Origin of the sequence: Caballeronia sp. INDeC2 (assembly GCF_023631325.1) — a bacterium.
GTDB lineage: Bacteria > Pseudomonadota > Gammaproteobacteria > Burkholderiales > Burkholderiaceae > Caballeronia.
On record NZ_JALQDG010000051.1, the window covers coordinates 81,874 to 100,068 of the forward strand.

Below are 18,195 nucleotides of genomic sequence, written 5' to 3' on the forward strand. Positions count from 1 at the left end.
CCGCGCGGCGTTACGCAAACTTCATCGTATTCCTCGTTAAGGAAGGACACTTCAAATGCCAACGATCCAAAATGCAGCAGCAACGCTTTATTACGAAGTGCATGGGCAAGGCGAACCATTGATCTTCGTCCACGGCGGCGGTGGAAATTCGATGGCCTGGTTCCAGCAGGTGCCTCATTTTGCGCGTCGCTTCAAAGTCATTACGGTCGACCTGCGCGGATTCAAACACTCGCATTGTCCGCCAGAATTCACGCATCCGCAGTATTTTGCTGACGACATGCGTGCAATCATGGACGCAGAGGGCATTGGACAGGCTGCCTTCGTCTGCCAGTCTTTGGGTGCATGGGCCGGTTTGCGTCTTGCCGTTCAATCGCCGGAGCGGGTCTCGGCTCTTTTTGTCAATGGCTCGCCGACTCCCGCTTATTCAGAAGAAAACTGGGACGTCATTACGCGCGCGCAGGGCATCTATCTAGGAGACAACTCCAAGCGCAATACCAGCATTGGCTGGAACCGGAAGACCATCGCGGAACGTCCGGAACTGCTCTTTCTTTATAGCCAGATAAAGTCGCTGAACCAGCCCTTTAACTCGCATACGATGCAAGACGAAAGCATTAAGGTCTATCCGGCAGATTTTGAACATTATCGCGTGCCCACTATCATCGCGGGAGGGGCGCACGATGACTTCCTGCACCCGAAAAGCCATTTCCATACGGCGAGTTTGATACCAGGCGCCACGACCCATACATTTCCTGATGCTGGGCATTCCGCTTACTTCGAAACGCCAAGGGAGTTTAACCAAGCGTTGGATCGATTTCTTGAGACACACGTTCCGAAAAAGGGCGATGCGGGTTAAAGCCGCTACGACGTCTGTTCGGACCTAGTGCTGGGATCGTGCGGCGCTGCCACGATCCCACCAGGTGGGCGAAAGGCAGGGCACGACGCCTTATGTTTAACCAACCAAGTCTTGAGGAAGCAATGAACGCAACAGACACACCATCGCCGGCAATGGTCCGGCGCGTCGTTCTCGCCTCCATCGTCGGAAACGCCTTCGAGTGGTTCGATTTCGCAATTTATGGCCTGTTTGCCGGTATCATCGCCAAACAATACTTCCCGCGTGACAACGCGCTTGCTTCGTTAATGCTTGCACTCGCCACTTTTGGCGTCGGTTTTGCCGTACGGCCTATCGGAGGTGTCATGCTAGGTGTATACGGTGATCGGGTCGGACGAAAGAAAGCCCTGTCCCTGACAATTGGCATGATGGCAATAGGTACGGGTATGATTGGATTATTGCCTCCCTACGGTGCGATTGGTGTGTTTGCGCCGCTTTTGTTGCTCATTGCGCGACTCCTGCAAGGGATATCCGCGGGCGGTGAGTTCGGGGGCGCAACGACGATGTTGATCGAATTCGCACCCGTTTCACGTCGGGGACTATACGGCAGTTTCCAGATGTGCTCCCAGGCGCTTGCTTTCGCGATTGGCGCCGCAGTCGCGTGGTTACTCGTTACGCGGTTAAGCAATTCAGCCCTAGAGTTGTGGGGATGGCGGGTACCTTTTATCCTTGGTATTTTGGTTGGTCCGCTGGGCTGGTTTATCCGATCGCGTGTTGACGAGTCTCCGCAATTCGCCGCGTACAGACGCAACGCAGGACTCTCCATTGGGGTCAGCCAGCCCATGCCCTTTTGGACGCTTGTGAAAGATCAGAAGCGACAGATCGCAGCCAGCACCGGCGTCTGCGTGGCAGGAACCGTCTCCGCGTATATCTTTGTGTTCTTCTTGCCTATCATGGCGCGGCAACAGTTTGGCATCTCGGCTGGAGACGTTAATCTTTGTACGCTCGCCGGAACAGTAGTAATCCTTCTGGTTTGTCCGATGGCTGGCTATCTGTCAGACCGTGCAGGACGCAAACAAGTGCTGATTCTAGCGATGCTGTTCTACGGTCTTGTATCGTTCCTGATGTTTCGGCAGTTCGTCGCTGCTCCGTCATTCCGCACTCTCTTCCAACTGCAGCTTGGCGTCTCATTCGCGATGAGCTTCCTTTGGGGGCCCGTGCCGATCGCCTTAACGGAAGGGTTCCCGGTCGGAGTTCGCTCGACGGGCGCTGCGCTCGCGTATAACATCGCCGTGCTGCTTTTCGGTGGTCTGGCGCCGGCTGTGAACACGTGGCTTGTCAAGACAACAGGGAGTAATCTAGCGCCGATGTACTACGTACTTTTAAGCATTGCGATCGGTCTCGCCGGGGCGGCACTATTGCCTGGACGTGCGAAGCTATCTGAAGCATCGAACTCTGTCAGATCGATCGTCTGACCGATGCTTCAGTATTCGCCTTCGCGAGGAGGGCGACTACCGACCGTAGCGATACAGAACAGCGTATCCATTGAATGCGCCCAGAGCGTTAGGATCCGTTTGGGCGACGACAGGCCGGTCAATGCGATGCAAGGCGGAGTGCGTCGATGCTTGATAGCAAAGGGTTCGCGATAGATCGACGAGGCGTTGCTCTTCGCTTTGCCGCATCGTTGCCCTGCGCGCTTCGCGACGGGACGCCTGGTCGGTGCGTCACGGAAATCACTTGCACTTGGCAATTTGGAACGCTATCGTGCCAGTGTTCTCGAATGCAGCGCGGGAGAGACCGTCAGCATCGACGGCGCCGACGGAGCAACCGCCCCGGAAACTCTCAGGCCCAAGGACCGCGCCGCAGGAACGATCTGGAGAGAGGCGCACTGCGCCCACCGAAGGGGATTTCCCGCTAGGGCATCGCACGGAAGCGTCGCCGGACGGGATCGAAACTCTCAGGTACATGGACAGATGGGGCAGGGAGCCGAGACCGACGCACATCGCGTCGTGCCGGCACATGCGCAACACAATCTGGACCATGTCATGTCAAGAATCGCCATCATCGGCGCCGGCATCACCGGCGTCACAACCGCTTACGCCCTCGCTCGTCGCGGCTTCGAGGTCACGGTTTTCGAACGTCATCGCTATGCGGCGATGGAAACGTCCTTCGCAAATGGCGGCCAGTTGTCCGTCAGTAACGCCGAAGTCTGGAATCACACGGCGACGGTCGTGAAGGGACTGCGCTGGATGCTCACGCGCGATGCGCCCTTGCTGCTCAATCCATCGCCCTCCTGGCACAAGTATTCCTGGATGGGCGAGTTCCTGCGCCAGATCAGCAACTACCGCGCGAACACTATCGAGACCGTGCGCCTCGCGCTCGAGGCGCGAAACCATCTCTACGCGATCGCGGAACGCGAGCACATTGACTTCGATCTGGAGCGTCGCGGCATTCTGCATGTTTATCGAAGCTGCAAGGATTACGATGCCGCGGCGAAGGTCAACGAGCTTCTTCGCGAAGGCGGACTTGACCGATATGCCGTCGATGGCAGCGAGATCGGCAGGATCGAGCCGGCATTGCATGGCGATTTCTATGGCGGCTTTTTCACGCCATCCGATGCGACGGGCGATATCCACAAGTTCACGCGCGGACTCGCGCAAGCGTGCGTCAAACACGGCGTCGCGTTCAGTTACGACACGGAGATCGCATCGATCGACCGGACGCACGACGGGCGCTTCGAGGTCCGCATCGACGGCGGCGGCGATGCGCAAGCGAGCGGCTTCGATCGCATCGTGGTCTGTGCGGGCGTGAGAAGCCGCGAGTTCGCGCGGATGCTTGGCGATCACGTGAACGTGTATCCGGTGAAGGGCTATTCGATCACCGTATGCCTCGACGATGAGACGAGCCGGCAAGCGGCTCCGTGGGTCAGTCTGCTCGACGACAAGGCGAAGATCGTGACGAGCCGTCTCGGAGCGGACCGGTTCCGTGTCGCCGGGACAGCGGAAATAAACGGTTTCAATCGCGATATCCGGGCGGATCGCATCGCGCCGCTGGTTGCGTGGACGCGCGGGCTTTTCCCGGAGATAGCGACGGCGCGCGTTATTACGTGGGCCGGTCTGCGTCCGATGATGCCGAGCATGCTGCCTCGTGTCGGGCATGGAAAACGGCTAGGCGTCTACTACAACACGGGGCACGGGCATCTCGGATGGACGCTGTCCGCAGCCACCGCGGATTTGATCGCCGGCTTGATCTCGCATAATTCAGCTTCCGGCAAAGCGGCGTTGCGTCACCCTGCATGAGGCAAGCGTAGGACCGATCGCCGCGAGGGCCGAGCTAATCGGGAGGCTTCAATCACACGGGCAATCACACCCGAGACGCGAGCTGCCGTGCGAAGTCTTCAGGCGTTCTACTCAATTCCGAAATGTCTACTATGCTAGTCTTGGATTAGCGGAAGTACCGTGCTTGATGCTTGCACATTTCGCACGTCTAGGTCGCGTAGCGCGGATGCACATCTTCTTTCGGCATTGTGGTCTGCCTTACCGGAGCTTCACTGTCAGACTGACCGGAGCCTGATATTGCCCGAGCCCGCGAAGCTGTATGAAGGCTTCGAACCTTGTCATCTCGACATCCGATCAATGTTTCAGCATTCACTTTGGTAAAGAGACGCCCTTGCCCGGCCGTAGCGGTGGTTGACCCGATTTTTCATTCAACGCGCAACAAGCGTTTCGAATCATGTCGATGCACGAATTAGAAATCTTGGTGACCAGTTCAATGTCACGGCAGACCAGCCCAACTGAGATATCGGGAAGCGATTCCTTGAGTTGAAGACGGGTTAGTTGGCCCTCGAGCGAACGCAGTCCAAACGCTGGCTGTCCCCATGTGCTGATCAAATCGGTCGTGACCGCGAGTTCCATGTAAAGTCCCGTCGACATACATCGCAATACACTTTGCGGTGGCTTCATGCTATGCATATCGAATGTGGTACCAAGGAAACTCGTCGGATCGTCGGGCGTATCGAAGCTCAGCCAACGCTCATTTACAAGTGTTTGAAGTGAACGCGCTTGAGCGAGTTTATTTCCTGTACGTACAGCCAGATAATTCGTCGTCGAATAGAGCAACTCCCAGTAGAAGCGGGATTTGACCGGTTCTCCAATCCTCGACATCAATGCAAAGTCAATCGTTCCATCCATCAACCTCTCTTCGATCTGAGCTGGGCGCAACTCCAGCACATGAATCCGAATGTCAGGAAACTTGATCGCAAACCGTCGTATGACTCCCGCAAACGGCCCCAGCGCGGTGACGGGCGTCACGCCAATAGTCAATGTGCCGCCGGACGAGCCGCGCAGCACTTCGATGTCTTCACGTGCGTTGTTAAGCTCGTGCTCGACCGCACGAGCGTGTCGTACTAGACTTTGTCCGTAGGACGTGAGTGTGACGCCTCGTGGGGAGCGGACCAATAGAGGCACGGAAAGTTCGATTTCCAGATCGGCCAACGCCTTGCTCACCGCGGGCTGAGAGACGTGAAGCGCGCGGCAAGCGTCGTGCATGCTGCCGGTTTCGGATACGGCGATGAGCGCCCGAAGCTGATGAAATTTCATATTCTTTGCAGCAGCTTTAAAGTCAAAGGAGTATTGTGGGTGGCGTTTGGCCTTCGCCGGCCGTCGAAGAATCGATCGGTCGAGGGCCAATTATGCCTCCGCATATGAAGGTGCAGCGATGGTAAGCGTATACGATGAGCGCGTGTGACCGCACGTTGCCTTCCAACTGGCTCGACGCTCAATGAGGCACCCGCACGCATCGATTGAGCGGCAAGGCAGCGTGCATGTGGTCGAATCGATTCGGTCGCCTCTGTACTGAGCATCCGTGGCCTTGGCGCGGACGAACATACAATGAGGGACGTTCTGTATGGACCGGCGACGTAGGCCACACCTGTTCCAAGACATGAGTAACACCTCGGACGAATGGGTCGTTCGGAGTCCACCATTGTTTGGGATAGCAAGGACATTTTGGAACTGCGGCTTGAATTCATGAGCTTCGCGAGACGAGATGGCGCCAATCGGCGGGCGTTGTCTCGGCAGTATGCGATCGGTAAAGCACTTCGAGCAGGGCGATGCCACCGCTCCAGACGTCCCGTTCATAGTCCGGCGCGTGTGAGCGCTGAGACCGAGGCGCGCGTGGTCGAATTGCACCGGAGCCAACCGGTCTGTGGTGGGGCCAGGATCTGTCGTCGAATGCGCAACACGGGCCGCGTTCGGGTGCCTTTGCCCAGCCCGGCCACAAGCATGCTGCGTCGGCACGGCCTCACTCGCTTTTCGATCTCGCGCTCGATGCCTGCGGCAGCACACCCCCCGACTGGTGCGCGGGCGCTTGCGCGCGGCATTTCGTCCTTGTGGAGTGCCGTACGCATCAACACGGACGATCTCTTGGATGCTGAATGGCAGTGAGCCTTCAGCTGTTTAACACGCGGAGAAATGCACTGGACGGCATTGTTGACCACGCCGAGCGATCCGCGGGCGTTGCCAGAAATTCCCGGCAGCTGCTGCATCAGCGAGAAAATTGAGCCATTGGTCGTCCGCCCAAGCGGATCGACGGGTACGGTAATCCACGCCGACGGTGCAAACTGACTCCCGAGTCGAAGGGTGCCGTAGTCTGCATTTGAGACGCCGACCTTGGCACAAGTCCGTTCATCGTGACGGTAAACGCGAAAATGAAACCAGAAATTCGGCCCAAACCGCTCAAAAAGGACGTTCAATTGCATCGGGCTTGCACAATGCGAAAATCTCGCGGCGAAAGCCCTGTGATTGGAGCGAGGCCGCTTCAGCTCAAGTGAATTTCAGCGGCCTGCCAAACTGGGTTCGTCAGGCTGAGAGCGATCGTGGTCTGCGAGGCCTGTACACGGCGCAATGCCACTTCCCAGTTCTTCTCCAACTGCGCGGCAATCAGGCGGTTCTCGGGATCACAGGCGGCGTAGCGCCGCTCAGCCAGCGTAGCCTCATACCGTGCCTGCTGCAGTTCGAGCTCCATGATTCGCCGCTGCTCGTTCAGGGTATCCATGTGCATTTGCTCGGCCTGTTGTGCTGCTTCGATCGCCAATGGCTCCACGACACGTAGCAACTCCTCGCCGATTGCGGCATCGATACGTGAGCCGCCGAACGTCATGCATCGCGGCGGCATGTCGAAGCGATTGCATCGGTAGACTGCCTGCGGAATGCGCCCAGTATAGGCCACTGACAGGCGACGCCCGCAACGTGCGCAGGCAAGCAGGCCAGCAAGAAGCGCGCGCCCACCACGGCCGGATTTTACGTCGCCAGCCTTGCCGTAGGCATTGGCTGCAAGCTTCTCCTGGTTGCGCTCGAACTCGGCCCAGTCGATATAGCCGTCGTGATGCTCCCTGAGCATGACGTCCCAGGCCTCAAACGGCTTGCGGTGCTTGTAGCTCTTGCGCGCGCGACCTTCGACGATCGTCATCTGCTTGCCGCTCTTGCCATACGCGTAGACACCAGCATAGAACGGATTCTTGAGCACGGAGATCACGTTACGATATCGGATCGGGGTCCAATCGAAGTGCGTCAGCGTTCGGCCGTCGGACGGGCGCGGGAAGTGAACCTGCTCGGCCCTCATCGACAACAGGACCTGCCGCGCACTACCCAGTTGCTGGAAGCGGGTGAAGATCAGGCGTATGACTTCCTGTAACCGCGCATCTGGATCGAAACCCAGACCAACGTCACGATGCCAGACATAGCCAACCGGCACGCTGATACGCAACTCGCCACGCTGTGCCTTCTCGCGTTTGGCGTCAAGCATGCGCGTTCGAAGCACGTTGAGTTCGAACTCGCTGATGCTGCCCTTCATGCCAAGTAGCAGCCGGTCATTTGCTCGACAGGGATCGTATACACCGTCGAGATCGATTACTCTCGCTTCAACGAGACCACAGAGTTCGAGCAGATGATGCCAGTCACGCCCGTTACGGGCAAGACGTGAGGCATCCAGGCAAAGCACCGCACCGACATCGCCTGCGCACAACAATGCGACCAGGCGATCGAAGCCCGGCCTCGCAACCGTGCCGCTTGCCGAGCGCCCCAGATCATCATCGATGACTTCAACGTCGCGAAAGCCACGGCGCTTTGCTTCCTGAACGAGTTCATACTGTCGGCGCTGGCTCTCGACGTTCAGTTGGACCTGCGCCTGGGTCGATTGCCGGACATAAACCACGGCCTTGCGTTTGAGAAGATCTGCGGGCAAACGATCAACGTTCGTCATCGTCACACTCCTTCGCAGTCTTGATGCCGGCGGCCCGCATCAGCAGAATCGCAAGATGACTGAGTGCGTTTGCTCGTTGCACCATGCTCATCCCCTGGAGCTCGGGCGCATCGAACTTTATGCTCATCTGCTGCGGTATCGACTGCGACGATTGTTGACCTGCTGGAACGACGTTTGGCAGATTGCCCATTGCGTTTCTCCCGGACGTTAATGGAGCCGTCCTGGGAGTTTCCCCGCAAATGCCGATCGACCAGCAATTGATGCAGGTTATGCAGTGCAGCTACGGAAACTCTCGGTTCGCCGAGAACCATCGCCGAACATGTAGGGGCGTCGAGCATCCACATCGCCATCAACTTGACTACGCCGCCGTCCGTCTCCACGTGAACGACCGGGCTTCCGCCTCGATGCTCTACATCTCTGACTTTGACGCGACGCCTATATAGCGGATGCCAGCGATAATGAACTTCGACTTCCTGCCCGATATGGGCAGAATGAACGGGCAATAGCCACCAGCAGAAAGGTTTGGCTCTTCAGCGACACGGTCGCCGGAGCAAAAGCCAGCGCCGTCATCTACAGTCTCGCGCTTACATGCCGCGCGTGCAACGTCGAGCCATACGCGTACCTGCTTCACGTACTGACCCAACTGCCTCAACGAGCACAAGACGCCGACATAAGCGACCTACTGCCATTTCGGTTCATGCAGTCTCAGGTTCCGATCGACGCCGGCTGAGCAAAGAAAATCACACGCAAACGTCACGCTTCCAGCGCCAACAGATTTGCGGCGCTCGGCGAAATTCATGCGCGTGCCCGTGCACTCAAATTAGCGCTTACTGATGAACCGCCCCTTGTTGCCATCGGGCCGCTGTCGCGGATTGCCGTTCACAATTCCCGACGACTGGACGCCTGAGCAGGCACTCGCCGTGTTCGAACTGCTCGAGGATCTGCTCGCCGTCGTGACTGACTTCTACACGTGAAGACATCGAAGTGCTGCGCGGCTCGTCCGGCGGCACATTGACTATTGGCGTGACGCCCGTCACCGCGCTGGGGCCGTCGTGTGTGGAGTCGAGCCGGAACGACGCGCCCAGATCAGAGGCAGCAGATATTTCATTTTACATAAATGAATTTATCGCATTTCAATTAGTGATCCTAAATTCGTAAGTACATATGCGGGTCGAGAGCCCAGCGTCAGCATATCGAACGTCGAATCGAAACTAAGTGAAGAAATTTTTGAAGTTCTTCGGTGTGCCTCCAACGATAGCAGAGGAAATCGCCACCGGGCGCCGAGTCGGATCGTCCGACGCGATGACCAAACGCCTGCAGATCCGCCGAATTCCCGCCAATGCGCGCCCCAGGTTGAGTAATTCGGGACCACGTAGCTCGCCGCGCGATACTCGGTACACCGCGCGGCTATTGACAAAGTGCAACTGCGAGTCGTTCGCGGTCTTCGCCACACGTTGACAAGCGAGGCGCGGAAGTAGTCTCTCAAAGGAAACGGAGGTTTGGCAACGCGAGGCGACCCCTAATCACGCACGGTTGTGGCATGTGCGCGGCGGCAACAGCCTCATCCGAGCACTGGGCCAGCAGCCGTCGCGCGAATCGCATCTGCCTCGCGGAAAATTCGGAAGCTCTGCTCGATGGTCTCACGCCCAATTGATCGCGTGATAAACACGATGCGCGAGCGCCGGTCATCGGATGGCCACGCATCTAGCGCAACCGGTGGATGAAAGACGTGCTGCACGCCATGAATGACGATGGGCTGCTCCTGGCCTTCCACGTTCAAAATGCCTTTGATTCGGAGCATCGACACGCCCAGCAGGCTCATCAGCACATCGAGCCATTCGGTGAGGACGTGATCGGGAATGGGATCGTCGATGATGAAGCAAAAGGCGCGAATCTGGTCGTCGTGCCGGTTGACGTCGTGATGATGTTGATGATGGTCGCAGTCCTGCGAGTGGCCATGCCCGTGATGGTCATGGTGTTCGTGGTCATTGAAACGCTCGTCGGCCAACCACTTCTGGACGTCCGCGATCTTCCCATCGACAGTAAAAAGCCCGATATCGAGGATCCGCCGCGCATCCACTTCGCCGTGACTCACGGGCATGACCTGCGCAACGGGATTGATCGAATAGAGGCGTTCTCGGAGCTGCGCTAACGCTTGCTCATCGACAAGATCCGTTTTGGTCATTAGCAGGCGTTCAGCCATAGCCGCCTGTTTCACGGCTTCGACGTGCGCGCCGAGCGTCGCTTCTCCGTTGCGGGAGTCGATGGCTGTCACCACGCCATCGAAGCGGTAGCGCTCCTTCAGCGCCGGATGCGTCGCGAGCGTATGGACGATTGGCGTTGGATCGGCCAGTCCCGTCGTTTCGATCACGACACGCGCGAAACGCCGCGCTTCGTTTCTGTCGGCCGCATCCAGAATCGATACCAGCGTGCGCACGAGATCGCCGCGGATCGTGCAGCACAGGCAGCCGCTGCTCATCTCCACGACGACGTCCTCGCGGCTATGCGCAACGAGTAAATGATCCAAGCCGATCTCGCCGAACTCGTTGATCAGTACCATGGCATCCGCCATGTCTGGCTGCTGCACGAGCCGGTTCAGCACAGTCGTCTTGCCGCTGCCGAGAAAGCCGGTCAGCAAAGTAACGGGAATCTGAGCCACACTGCCTCCGATGTTGAGCGGTCTCGTCGCGCCGCCAGCGTCAATCGTCAATCGTCACGCGTCCAAAAGTCAGGCTTCTTCCGGTACGCCGCCCCACACCGGAAACGGGTCCGCGAAGCCGAGCCAGCCCGTGGGCCCTTCGGCCATTTCCGCGTCCGTCAGCAGACACGCGTTCAGGCGCAGCCGCAGATCAGCTTCATCCATGTCGATGCCGATCAACACGATCTCCTGACGCGCATCGCCGACATGCGGGCCCCATTCTCTTTCGATAGCCTGAAGCGATTCAGGGTCGGTCGGCCAATGCGCCTTTGGGACGGCAGCCCACCATAAGCCCGCCGCGCCGTGTCGGCACACCGCGCCCGCCTGCGACCACGAGCCTGCATAGGTCGGACGGCTCGCGAGCCAGAAGAAGCCTTTGGAGCGGATCACGCCCGGCCATTCGCCATTGATCAACGCCCAGAAGCGTTGCGGATGCATCGGCCGCCGCGCGCGCCACACAAAGCTGCCGATGCCGTATTCCTCGGTCTCGGGTGTGTGTTCGCCGCGCATTTCCTTGAGCCAGCCGGGCGCTTCGGCGGCCTCCTCGAAGTCGAAGAGCTTCGTGTCCAGCACCCGATCGAGCGGCACGCGCCCGAACGCCGACACTTCGATGCGCGCACGCGGATTGAGGCCGCGCAGAATCGCCAGCAGCCGTTCGCGACCGGCATCGTCGATCAGATCGATCTTGTTGAGCACGATGACATCGCAGAACTCGACCTGTTCGATCAGCAGATCCACCACCGTGCGTTGGTCTTCCTCGCCTAGCGATTCGCCGCGCGACTGGAGACTTTCCTGCGAACTGTAATCACGCAAAAAGTTGAAGCCGTCGACGACCGTGACCATCGTGTCCAAACGCGCGACATGCGAGAGGCTTTGACCGGCTTCATCGGCGAAGGTGAAGGTTTCGGCGACCGGCAGCGGCTCCGAAATCCCCGTCGATTCGATCACCAGTTGATCGAAGCGCCCTTCCTGCGCCAGCCGGTTCACTTCCAGCAGCAAGTCCTCGCGCAAGGTGCAGCAGATGCAGCCGTTGCTCATCTCGACGAGCTTTTCATCGGTGCGCGATAGCTGCGCACCGCCATCGCGCACGAGCGCGGCGTCGATATTGACCTCGCTCATGTCGTTGACGATCACCGCGACACGCCGGCCTTCGCGATTGTTGAGAATATGGTTCAGCAGCGTGGTCTTGCCCGCGCCGAGAAAACCGGAAAGCACCGTAACCGGCAGTCGTGAGTCCATGAAATGCTCCTTGTTGCGCGATGCGCGTGCCGCGCGAGCATCGCTTCGAGTCGGAACGTCGAACATCAGAACGTCGTGCGCAGACCGACCATCACACTGCGGCCGCCTTCGGGCGCGATGTCGCGCACGACAGAACTCGCATAGCGAATGTCCTGATTCGTCAGGTTGTCCCCACGCACATAAGCGAGCCAGTTGGTGGTGCCGACGTGGAACTTGTAGGTGAGCATCACGCCGAGCTTCGTGTAGCTCGCCGTCGGCAGATCGTCCTCGGGCACGCGATGCTGCGCCCACGCGTGTTCCAGTTCCGCGCGCGCGCCGAACGGGCCGTATCCGTAGTCCAGGGCAACGGTCGCGCGCAACGGCGAGATGCGCGGCAGCGGCGAACCCGTGTCCATGTTGCGTGCGTGCGTGTAATCGCCGACCAGCGAGAAATCGACCTTGTGCGCGCCGTGCTCGTAGATGCGCCACTTGCTGTCCCACTCGATGCCGTAGAACTCCGCGCGCACGCCGCGATATACCGCTTCGTTGAGCGCGTCGTCAGTGCCGGGCGGGACGGGTTGATCGTCGTCATCGACCAAGCGACCGGTGTTGTACTCGGTCAGATAGTTGCGGAAGCGGCTATAGAACACGCCGATGCTGCCCTTGTTCGGACCGCTCGCATAACGCAGCGACAAGTCCGCCGACACGGCCTTTTCCTTCTGCGCGTCCGGATTGCCGATCAGATACTGGCCGGTCGCATCGTGCGGGCCGTTGGCGAAGAGTTCGTACAGCGCGGGTGCGCGCTCCGTGTACGCGATGTTGCCCGCGACCGCCCACGCGGGCGTGAGCTTGTACAACGCACCGAGCGATGCGCTTACCGCGTTGAAGTCGCGCGAGGTATCGCCCGCGAATTTTTCGTTGCCGGCTGCCGTCGGGTCCTGCTTCACATGTTCATATCGAGCGCCCGCGCTCAGCTTGAACGCGTCGGTGACATTCCATTCTTCGAGGCCGAACAGCGCGACATTGGTCGTCTGCGTGGTCGGCACGAGCGCTTCGTCGCCGAGCGCGGAGAAGGTGTTCTGGCTGACCTGCACGCCAATTGCACCTTCCAGCGGCCCGATTTTCTTGTGGCGTGCCTCGATCCGCGCTTCATAACCGTGATTGCGGAACGTCGTGCCGGTCACGCCGTCGTCGATCTCCTTGTGCTCGTAATCCGTATAGCCGAAGTCGAACTTCAGTTGCGAGAACGGGCCTTGCAGATTGCGCACTGCGGACGCGAACGCGACGTGATCCTGATGCATGCGCAGACGCACGTCGTCCTCCGCGACCGAGCCGTAGTTCGCCTCGTAGCCGTTGTACGAGAGACCGGCGTACCCGTCCGCCCAGGTGTACGCGCCGCCGACCGCGCCGCCATGCCATCGGCCGTCGCTGTTCGGGATGCTGCCGTAGGCCTCGTCCGCGTCCGGGCCGTCGAGCGCGCGTTGACGGTCCGAATGCGCGAAGCCGGGAATGCGCTCCTTGCTCGTTTCCCGGTCGAAGGCATCCACGTGGAACGCAAACTGGCCGTTGCCGCCCTCGACCATCGCCGCGCCCGCGCGTGCGTTGTTCGCGCCGCCGTAGCTCGCATCGACCGCGCCGTCCACGCCCGTGATCGGCTCGCGCGGAATGCGATTGTCGATGGTGTTGACGACGCCGCCGATCGCGTTGCCGCCATACAGCAGCGCGGCCGGCCCGCGCACGATTTCGACGCGTTCGATAGTCAGCGGCTCCTGCGGCACGGCATGGTCGTACGACAGTGACGAGGCATCCCACGCCGCCACGCCGTTTTGCAGCAGACGGATGCGATCGCCATCCATGCCGCGAATGATCGGGCGGCCAACCATCGGACCATAGGTCGTCGTGGACACGCCCGGCAGACCGTTAAGGGTTTCGCCGAGAGAATTGGTTTGCCGGCGCGTGAGTTCGTCGCCGTAAAGCGCCGTCGCGGGCGCGATGAGGTCGCTGTCGCCAAGCGGGTTAGCCGTGACGAAGACGGGAGCAAGCGAGCCTCCAGGGACCACAGAATCGCTCGCGGCAGTGCCTTGCGCTTGCGCTGCCATGACGAAGCAGGCCAGCGACATAGGCGTTAGGCGGAGGGCACGTTGGGAGAGGCGTCCGAAATTGTTTTTCACGGTCGTATCGAGTTATTTCGTTTTCTTGGCGCCCGCACTATCAACGCAACAATATATCGTTGCATAATGCAGACGCGGCAGTCGCACCGGCGAACTGAGTGACCTCTCCGATGCGTTGACGCAATGTTATATCATTGCATATTCGGCGTAAACAATCATTCGTCTCCACGAAACAGGCTGCTGATGCGGAACGGATACGACCTGGCATTGATGAACGAACTCGAAGCGCGATCGGGGGCACTCGGTCACCGGTCCACAGTGCTTCGCCGGCAAGTGCTTGATTTGCTGCTCCGGCGAGGCGGACATGCGTCGGCGTATCAACTCGTCAATGACTTGCCAACGATCGGGCGAGCCCCTTCTCCGCCGCAAGTGTACCGAGCGCTTGATTTTCTGATCGACCTCGGTCTGGTGATGCGCTTGTCAGCGACCAATACGTTTATCGTGGCACCCGTGCCGCCTGGAAGCGCGGTAGATGCAGGGCACACTGTTTTCCTCATCTGCACGCGCTGCAACGCAGTGGAAGTTCTACCCGGACCGGGTCTACAGCAAGCGCTCGATGACGCCGTCGGCGCGCTCAGATACCAATTGAAAGGCGGACATACGGAGGTGAACGGTATATGCGCTGCTTGCCAGGCGATGTCAGATATCTCGAGGCCCAGACCGGCCAGGACATGACGTTCGCCGACTCGTGACAGGCGTCCCTCGGACGCCCTCTTCCACTGACAGACAATTGCCACACGAAGCCGCCGTGAATCTAAAGCGGCACCCCTTATCTCGATTCTTTCTTGCCTTGGAGGCCTTTGTGAAGCTTGGTTTGATTGCGTCATCCGTCGCTGCAATGTGCGCTTCTTTGCATGCGATTGCTGCCCCTATCAAGATTGTCGCGGCTGAAAACTTCTATGGTGATGTGGCACGCCAAATTGGCGGGTCTCATGTTCAGGTGACCAGCATCCTCAGTAATCCCGATCAGGATCCGCATCTCTTCGAAGCCAGTCCGAGTGTCGGCAAAGCGCTGGCCAACGCGAAGATCGTGGTCTACAACGGTGCAGACTATGATCCGTGGATGGTCAAACTGCTCTCGGCCCCGAGCGGCACCAGTCGAAAGACGATCGTTGTCGGTGAGTTGCTGCAGAAGAAAGCTGGTGACAACCCCCACCTCTGGTACGAGCCGGACGCCATGCCAGCCTACGCTCGCGAACTCGCCTCATCGCTGCAGTCCGATGATCCATCGCATGCAGCCGATTATGCGAAGAATCTGCAAAATTTCCTGAACACCCTCAAGCCGATTGATGATCGCATTGCTGCGATCAAGGCAAAGTATGCTGGCACACCCGTCACCGCAACCGAACCGGTCTTCGGTTACATGGCGCAGGCACTCGGCCTCGCGATGCGAAACGAGAAATTTCAGCTCGCGGTCATGAACGGCACTGAACCGTCGGCGTCCGATGTGGCTGCATTCGAAGGCGACTTGAAGAGCCACCACGTACACCTTCTGTTCTATAACAGCCAGGCAAGTGGCGGGGCCGCGCAACGTATGCGCGATCTGGCCTTGAAAGTCGGCGTGCCAGTCGTTGGCGTGACTGAGACAGCCCCAGCGGGAAAGGCTTTCCAAGCCTGGGTACTCGACGAATTGAACGCTGTTGAGAAAGCCCTCGCCAAGGGGTCCCGTTAAATCCATCGAAGTGGTAGCAGGCCCTTAGGGCGACGTGCTTCCGCCGCCCTGCCCCCAGCCGCGCCGTGTAGACCGCATGCACCTGGGGGCTCGCCGATGAGTCGGCAGCACTTACCCAGCCAGTAAGCCCGCGGCAATCGGGCCTGCTCCGACGGTCTCCTCCCGCCCCGAGTATTGCATGTGAATCAAGGCGATCCCGTGAGCGGAGACGCATGATCCTCAAGCGAATTTGGTCCGATCCTAATACTTACATAAAGGATTTTAGCGTTGTTTTGTTAGTTATCCGATACTTCTACTAGTTCAGTGTTTGGGCCGATGAACACAAGCTGGCTTGGCGGCATTGTGCGCACGTCGAAAGCGATAGCAACGACATCTGCGATGCAAGGCAGCGATCACCTTCCTTCGCTCAGCATGAAAGGCTCGTAGGCTCTCTCGGGCGTCCATGTACATATTTTCCGCTTGCCTATGTCAGCTAAGCGCGCCAGAAACGTCTTTCGGAATGTGCCGATCTCGCGCCTTCGCCGGTTCCATATCGTTTGCGCAGCTGTTAGTGGACATTGGCGGCAAAGACAATTAGTTGCTTTCTTCGCAGCGTTCCCTCAGGACAGTCGTCGATGCTGACGAATGGGTGAAATCGACCCGACTCGGTCATCGGATGCGCGCGACGGTAGGCGTCTGATTGGAGGGGGAGATTCAACCGGTCGATGCAACACAATGAACGCTGCTTAAGCGGCGGGAGTGTTGCGATGAAACAGAGATGCCGGATCTATTACAGCGAGAGCCAGAAAGCGCTGATGTGGGAGCGCTGGCGTGCGGGTGAGTCGCTGCAGCACATTGCGCAGCTGTTTGATCGCAATCATTCATCCGTGGCCGGGATTTTGGCGCAAACTGGAGGGATCCAGCCTCCACCGCGACGGCGATCGGAGTGGTCGCTCACGCTCGCCGAGCGCGAAGAAATCTCACGAGGTCTCGCAGCAGATGATTCGATCCAGTCGATCGCACGGCGCCTGTCGCGAGCGCCTTCCACAATCTGCCGTGAGATCAAGCGCAACAGCGGCGAGAAAGGGTATCGAGCCGACTCCGCCGATCAGCTTGTCTGGCAGCGGACGCTGCGCCCGAAGGTGTGCAAACTGGTCACGAAACCAGCGCTGGCAAAAATCGTGGCCGCAAAGCTGCAACTGCAGTGGTCGCCGCAGCAGGTCGCCGGATGGCTGAAGCGGGCGTGGCCGGGCAACGAGGATTTCCACGTGTCACACGAAACGATCTATCGAACGCTGTTCATTCAGGCACGCGGCGCGCTGAAGAAAGAGCTGTTGGAGCACCTGCGGTGCACCCGTGCCATGCGTCGATCACGTCATCACACGCAGAAGACTGAGGATCGCGGCCGTATCCGCGATGCGGTTTCGATCAGCGAACGTCCCGCTACCATTGAAGACCGCGCGGTTCCGGGGCACTGGGAGGGCGACCTCCTGTGCGGCAGTTGTAACAGTCAGATTGCCACGCTTGTCGAGCGACACACGCGCTATGTCATGCCCGTCAAGATTGACAGCAAGGACAGTGAAACGGTGGCTAACGCGCTCATCAAACACGCGGGGAAGCTTCCCCAGGAACTCTATAAATCCCTCACCTGGGATCGGGGAACGGAGATGGCGGGACACAAGCGGTTCACCGTTGCCACCGACGTCGCCGTGTATTTCTGCGATCCCAAACATCCATGGCAGCGCGGGTCAAACGAGAATACTAATGGGGTGTTGAGACAGTACTTTCCAAAAGGCATCGATCTATCGTCTTACTCGCAGGCCAAACTGAACGCTGTAGCGAAACGGCTGAACGAGCGTCCAAGGAAGACATTGGATTACGGAACGCCAGCCGAACGATTCCATCAGGCTATTGCATCGACCGGTTGAATCCGCCGGTTGCAACGGTCATTCGTTCTTGGTCTTGGCTATGCAATACCCGTCACGCCCGTGCCTGTCTCGTTTCCATGTAGTTCGGTGGGTGTTCTGAATGCTGATATCACAAGACCCACCTTGGAACCTGGATCGTTAGCCGCAGCGATTCGATCAGCACTCTCTCTTTTCAGGTCCGAGCGAGAGCGAGCGCGTGTTGTCCGCGCCTCGTTCCTATGCCAGACGACGGCTTAGGGGTGCGTCTTCCGGTGACCTATGCTTCCTGGAGCTCGCTTGGCGACCCTTATCGCCCGATCAAAGTCGTCTTCGGTAGCCACATGTCGATGATCTACGCTCACTAACCAGCTACCGCCAGCAAGACACCAACGGATCCGGCGTTCCTCTACCAGGCCGGCAAACCATCTCCAAATATCCGCATCTTCGGCGTTCGCTGCGGT

General features: G+C 59.0%; 13 protein-coding genes, 1 pseudogene and 2 riboswitches. Of the genes and pseudogenes, 8 read left to right on the forward strand and 6 right to left on the reverse strand.

Going from position 1 to position 18,195, the window contains the following annotated elements; translation table 11 throughout:
- The first annotated feature begins 55 nt into the window (after positions 1–55).
- The 3 genes from NCS28_RS32650 (at position 56) to NCS28_RS32660 (ending at position 4,128) form a co-directional block, all read left to right on the forward strand.
- Entirely contained in the window at positions 56–853 is a 798-nt protein-coding gene (locus NCS28_RS32650; RefSeq protein WP_250517907.1) for an alpha/beta fold hydrolase, read from the forward strand.
- Positions 854–945: 92 nt separating this feature from the next.
- Complete coding sequence (locus NCS28_RS32655) at positions 946–2,304, forward strand: MFS transporter (RefSeq protein WP_250517908.1); 1,359 nt, start codon at positions 946–948, stop codon at positions 2,302–2,304.
- A gap of 303 nt (positions 2,305–2,607) precedes the next feature.
- Positions 2,608–2,697, forward strand: a riboswitch (glycine riboswitch).
- A gap of 3 nt (positions 2,698–2,700) precedes the next feature.
- Positions 2,701–2,804: riboswitch (glycine riboswitch) on the forward strand.
- Positions 2,805–2,874: 70 nt separating this feature from the next.
- On the forward strand, positions 2,875–4,128 hold the full coding sequence (locus NCS28_RS32660; protein WP_250517909.1) for a D-amino acid dehydrogenase: 1,254 nt from the start codon (positions 2,875–2,877) through the stop codon (positions 4,126–4,128).
- A gap of 348 nt (positions 4,129–4,476) precedes the next feature.
- On the opposite strand, the gene NCS28_RS32665 is transcribed toward NCS28_RS32660, so the two are convergent.
- From NCS28_RS32665 to NCS28_RS32675, 3 genes are all read right to left on the reverse strand, one after another.
- Positions 4,477–5,517, reverse strand: a complete 1,041-nt coding sequence (locus tag NCS28_RS32665) for a LysR family transcriptional regulator (protein ID WP_250517910.1) — start codon at positions 5,515–5,517, stop codon at positions 4,477–4,479.
- A 1,129-nt stretch (positions 5,518–6,646) separates the two neighbouring features.
- Positions 6,647–8,089: a recombinase family protein gene (locus NCS28_RS32670; RefSeq protein ID WP_250517911.1), complete on the reverse strand. Its 1,443-nt coding sequence runs from the start codon at positions 8,087–8,089 to the stop codon at positions 6,647–6,649.
- Positions 8,076–8,279: a hypothetical protein gene (locus tag NCS28_RS32675; protein WP_250517912.1), complete on the reverse strand. Its 204-nt coding sequence runs from the start codon at positions 8,277–8,279 to the stop codon at positions 8,076–8,078. Before NCS28_RS32675 ends, NCS28_RS32670 begins: the two co-directional genes overlap by 14 nt.
- A gap of 306 nt (positions 8,280–8,585) precedes the next feature.
- Between NCS28_RS32675 and NCS28_RS32680 the strand changes: the two are divergent.
- Both NCS28_RS32680 and NCS28_RS32685 read left to right on the forward strand, forming a co-directional pair.
- A pseudogene (locus NCS28_RS32680) lies at positions 8,586–8,819 on the forward strand (transposase domain-containing protein); the annotation flags it as partial.
- Positions 8,820–8,922: 103 nt separating this feature from the next.
- The gene (locus tag NCS28_RS32685) at positions 8,923–9,063 is read left to right on the forward strand and encodes a hypothetical protein (protein WP_250517913.1); all 141 of its coding nucleotides are present in this window, start codon (positions 8,923–8,925) and stop codon (positions 9,061–9,063) included.
- 587 nt (positions 9,064–9,650) lie between these two features.
- On the opposite strand, the gene NCS28_RS32690 is transcribed toward NCS28_RS32685, so the two are convergent.
- The 3 genes from NCS28_RS32690 to NCS28_RS32700 form a co-directional block, all read right to left on the reverse strand.
- Positions 9,651–10,748 carry a CobW family GTP-binding protein gene (locus tag NCS28_RS32690; RefSeq protein WP_250517914.1) on the reverse strand — a complete coding sequence of 366 codons (1,098 nt, stop codon included), beginning with the start codon at positions 10,746–10,748 and terminating at the stop codon, positions 9,651–9,653.
- Positions 10,749–10,817: 69 nt separating this feature from the next.
- Complete coding sequence (gene zigA / locus NCS28_RS32695) at positions 10,818–12,026, reverse strand: zinc metallochaperone GTPase ZigA (protein WP_250517915.1); 1,209 nt, start codon at positions 12,024–12,026, stop codon at positions 10,818–10,820.
- A gap of 65 nt (positions 12,027–12,091) precedes the next feature.
- A complete protein-coding gene (locus NCS28_RS32700; RefSeq protein WP_250517916.1) occupies positions 12,092–14,104 on the reverse strand; it encodes a TonB-dependent receptor in 2,013 nt (670 codons plus the stop codon).
- Between the two features lie 282 nt (positions 14,105–14,386).
- Between NCS28_RS32700 and NCS28_RS33490 the strand changes: the two genes are divergently transcribed.
- From NCS28_RS33490 to NCS28_RS32710, 3 genes are all read left to right on the forward strand, one after another.
- Positions 14,387–14,851 carry a Fur family transcriptional regulator gene (locus NCS28_RS33490; protein WP_350029840.1) on the forward strand — a complete coding sequence of 155 codons (465 nt, stop codon included), beginning with the start codon at positions 14,387–14,389 and terminating at the stop codon, positions 14,849–14,851.
- A 163-nt stretch (positions 14,852–15,014) separates the two neighbouring features.
- A complete protein-coding gene (locus NCS28_RS32705) occupies positions 15,015–15,848 on the forward strand; it encodes a metal ABC transporter solute-binding protein, Zn/Mn family (RefSeq protein WP_502801273.1) in 834 nt (277 codons plus the stop codon).
- 746 nt (positions 15,849–16,594) lie between these two features.
- Positions 16,595–17,755, forward strand: coding sequence for an IS30 family transposase (locus NCS28_RS32710; RefSeq protein WP_250517917.1), 1,161 nt, complete (start codon positions 16,595–16,597; stop codon positions 17,753–17,755).
- Positions 17,756–18,195 lie beyond the last annotated feature (440 nt).

Bases quoted from the DNA above. Each gene is read 5' to 3' on its own strand.
- NCS28_RS32650 (WP_250517907.1), top strand. From the start codon at position 56: ATGCCAACGATCCAAAATGCAGCAGCAACGCTTTATTACGAAGTGCAT.
- NCS28_RS32655 (WP_250517908.1), top strand. From the start codon at position 946: ATGTTTAACCAACCAAGTCTTGAGGAAGCAATGAACGCAACAGACACA.
- NCS28_RS32660 (WP_250517909.1), top strand. From the start codon at position 2,875: ATGTCAAGAATCGCCATCATCGGCGCCGGCATCACCGGCGTCACAACC.
- NCS28_RS32670 (WP_250517911.1), bottom strand. From the start codon at position 8,089: ATGACGAACGTTGATCGTTTGCCCGCAGATCTTCTCAAACGCAAGGCC.
- NCS28_RS32675 (WP_250517912.1), bottom strand. From the start codon at position 8,279: ATGGGCAATCTGCCAAACGTCGTTCCAGCAGGTCAACAATCGTCGCAG.
- NCS28_RS32685 (WP_250517913.1), top strand. From the start codon at position 8,923: ATGAACCGCCCCTTGTTGCCATCGGGCCGCTGTCGCGGATTGCCGTTC.
- zigA (WP_250517915.1), bottom strand. From the start codon at position 12,026: ATGGACTCACGACTGCCGGTTACGGTGCTTTCCGGTTTTCTCGGCGCG.
- NCS28_RS32700 (WP_250517916.1), bottom strand. From the start codon at position 14,104: ATGGCAGCGCAAGCGCAAGGCACTGCCGCGAGCGATTCTGTGGTCCCT.
- NCS28_RS33490 (WP_350029840.1), top strand. From the start codon at position 14,387: ATGAACGAACTCGAAGCGCGATCGGGGGCACTCGGTCACCGGTCCACA.
- NCS28_RS32705 (WP_502801273.1), top strand. From the start codon at position 15,015: ATGTGCGCTTCTTTGCATGCGATTGCTGCCCCTATCAAGATTGTCGCG.
- NCS28_RS32710 (WP_250517917.1), top strand. From the start codon at position 16,595: ATGAAACAGAGATGCCGGATCTATTACAGCGAGAGCCAGAAAGCGCTG.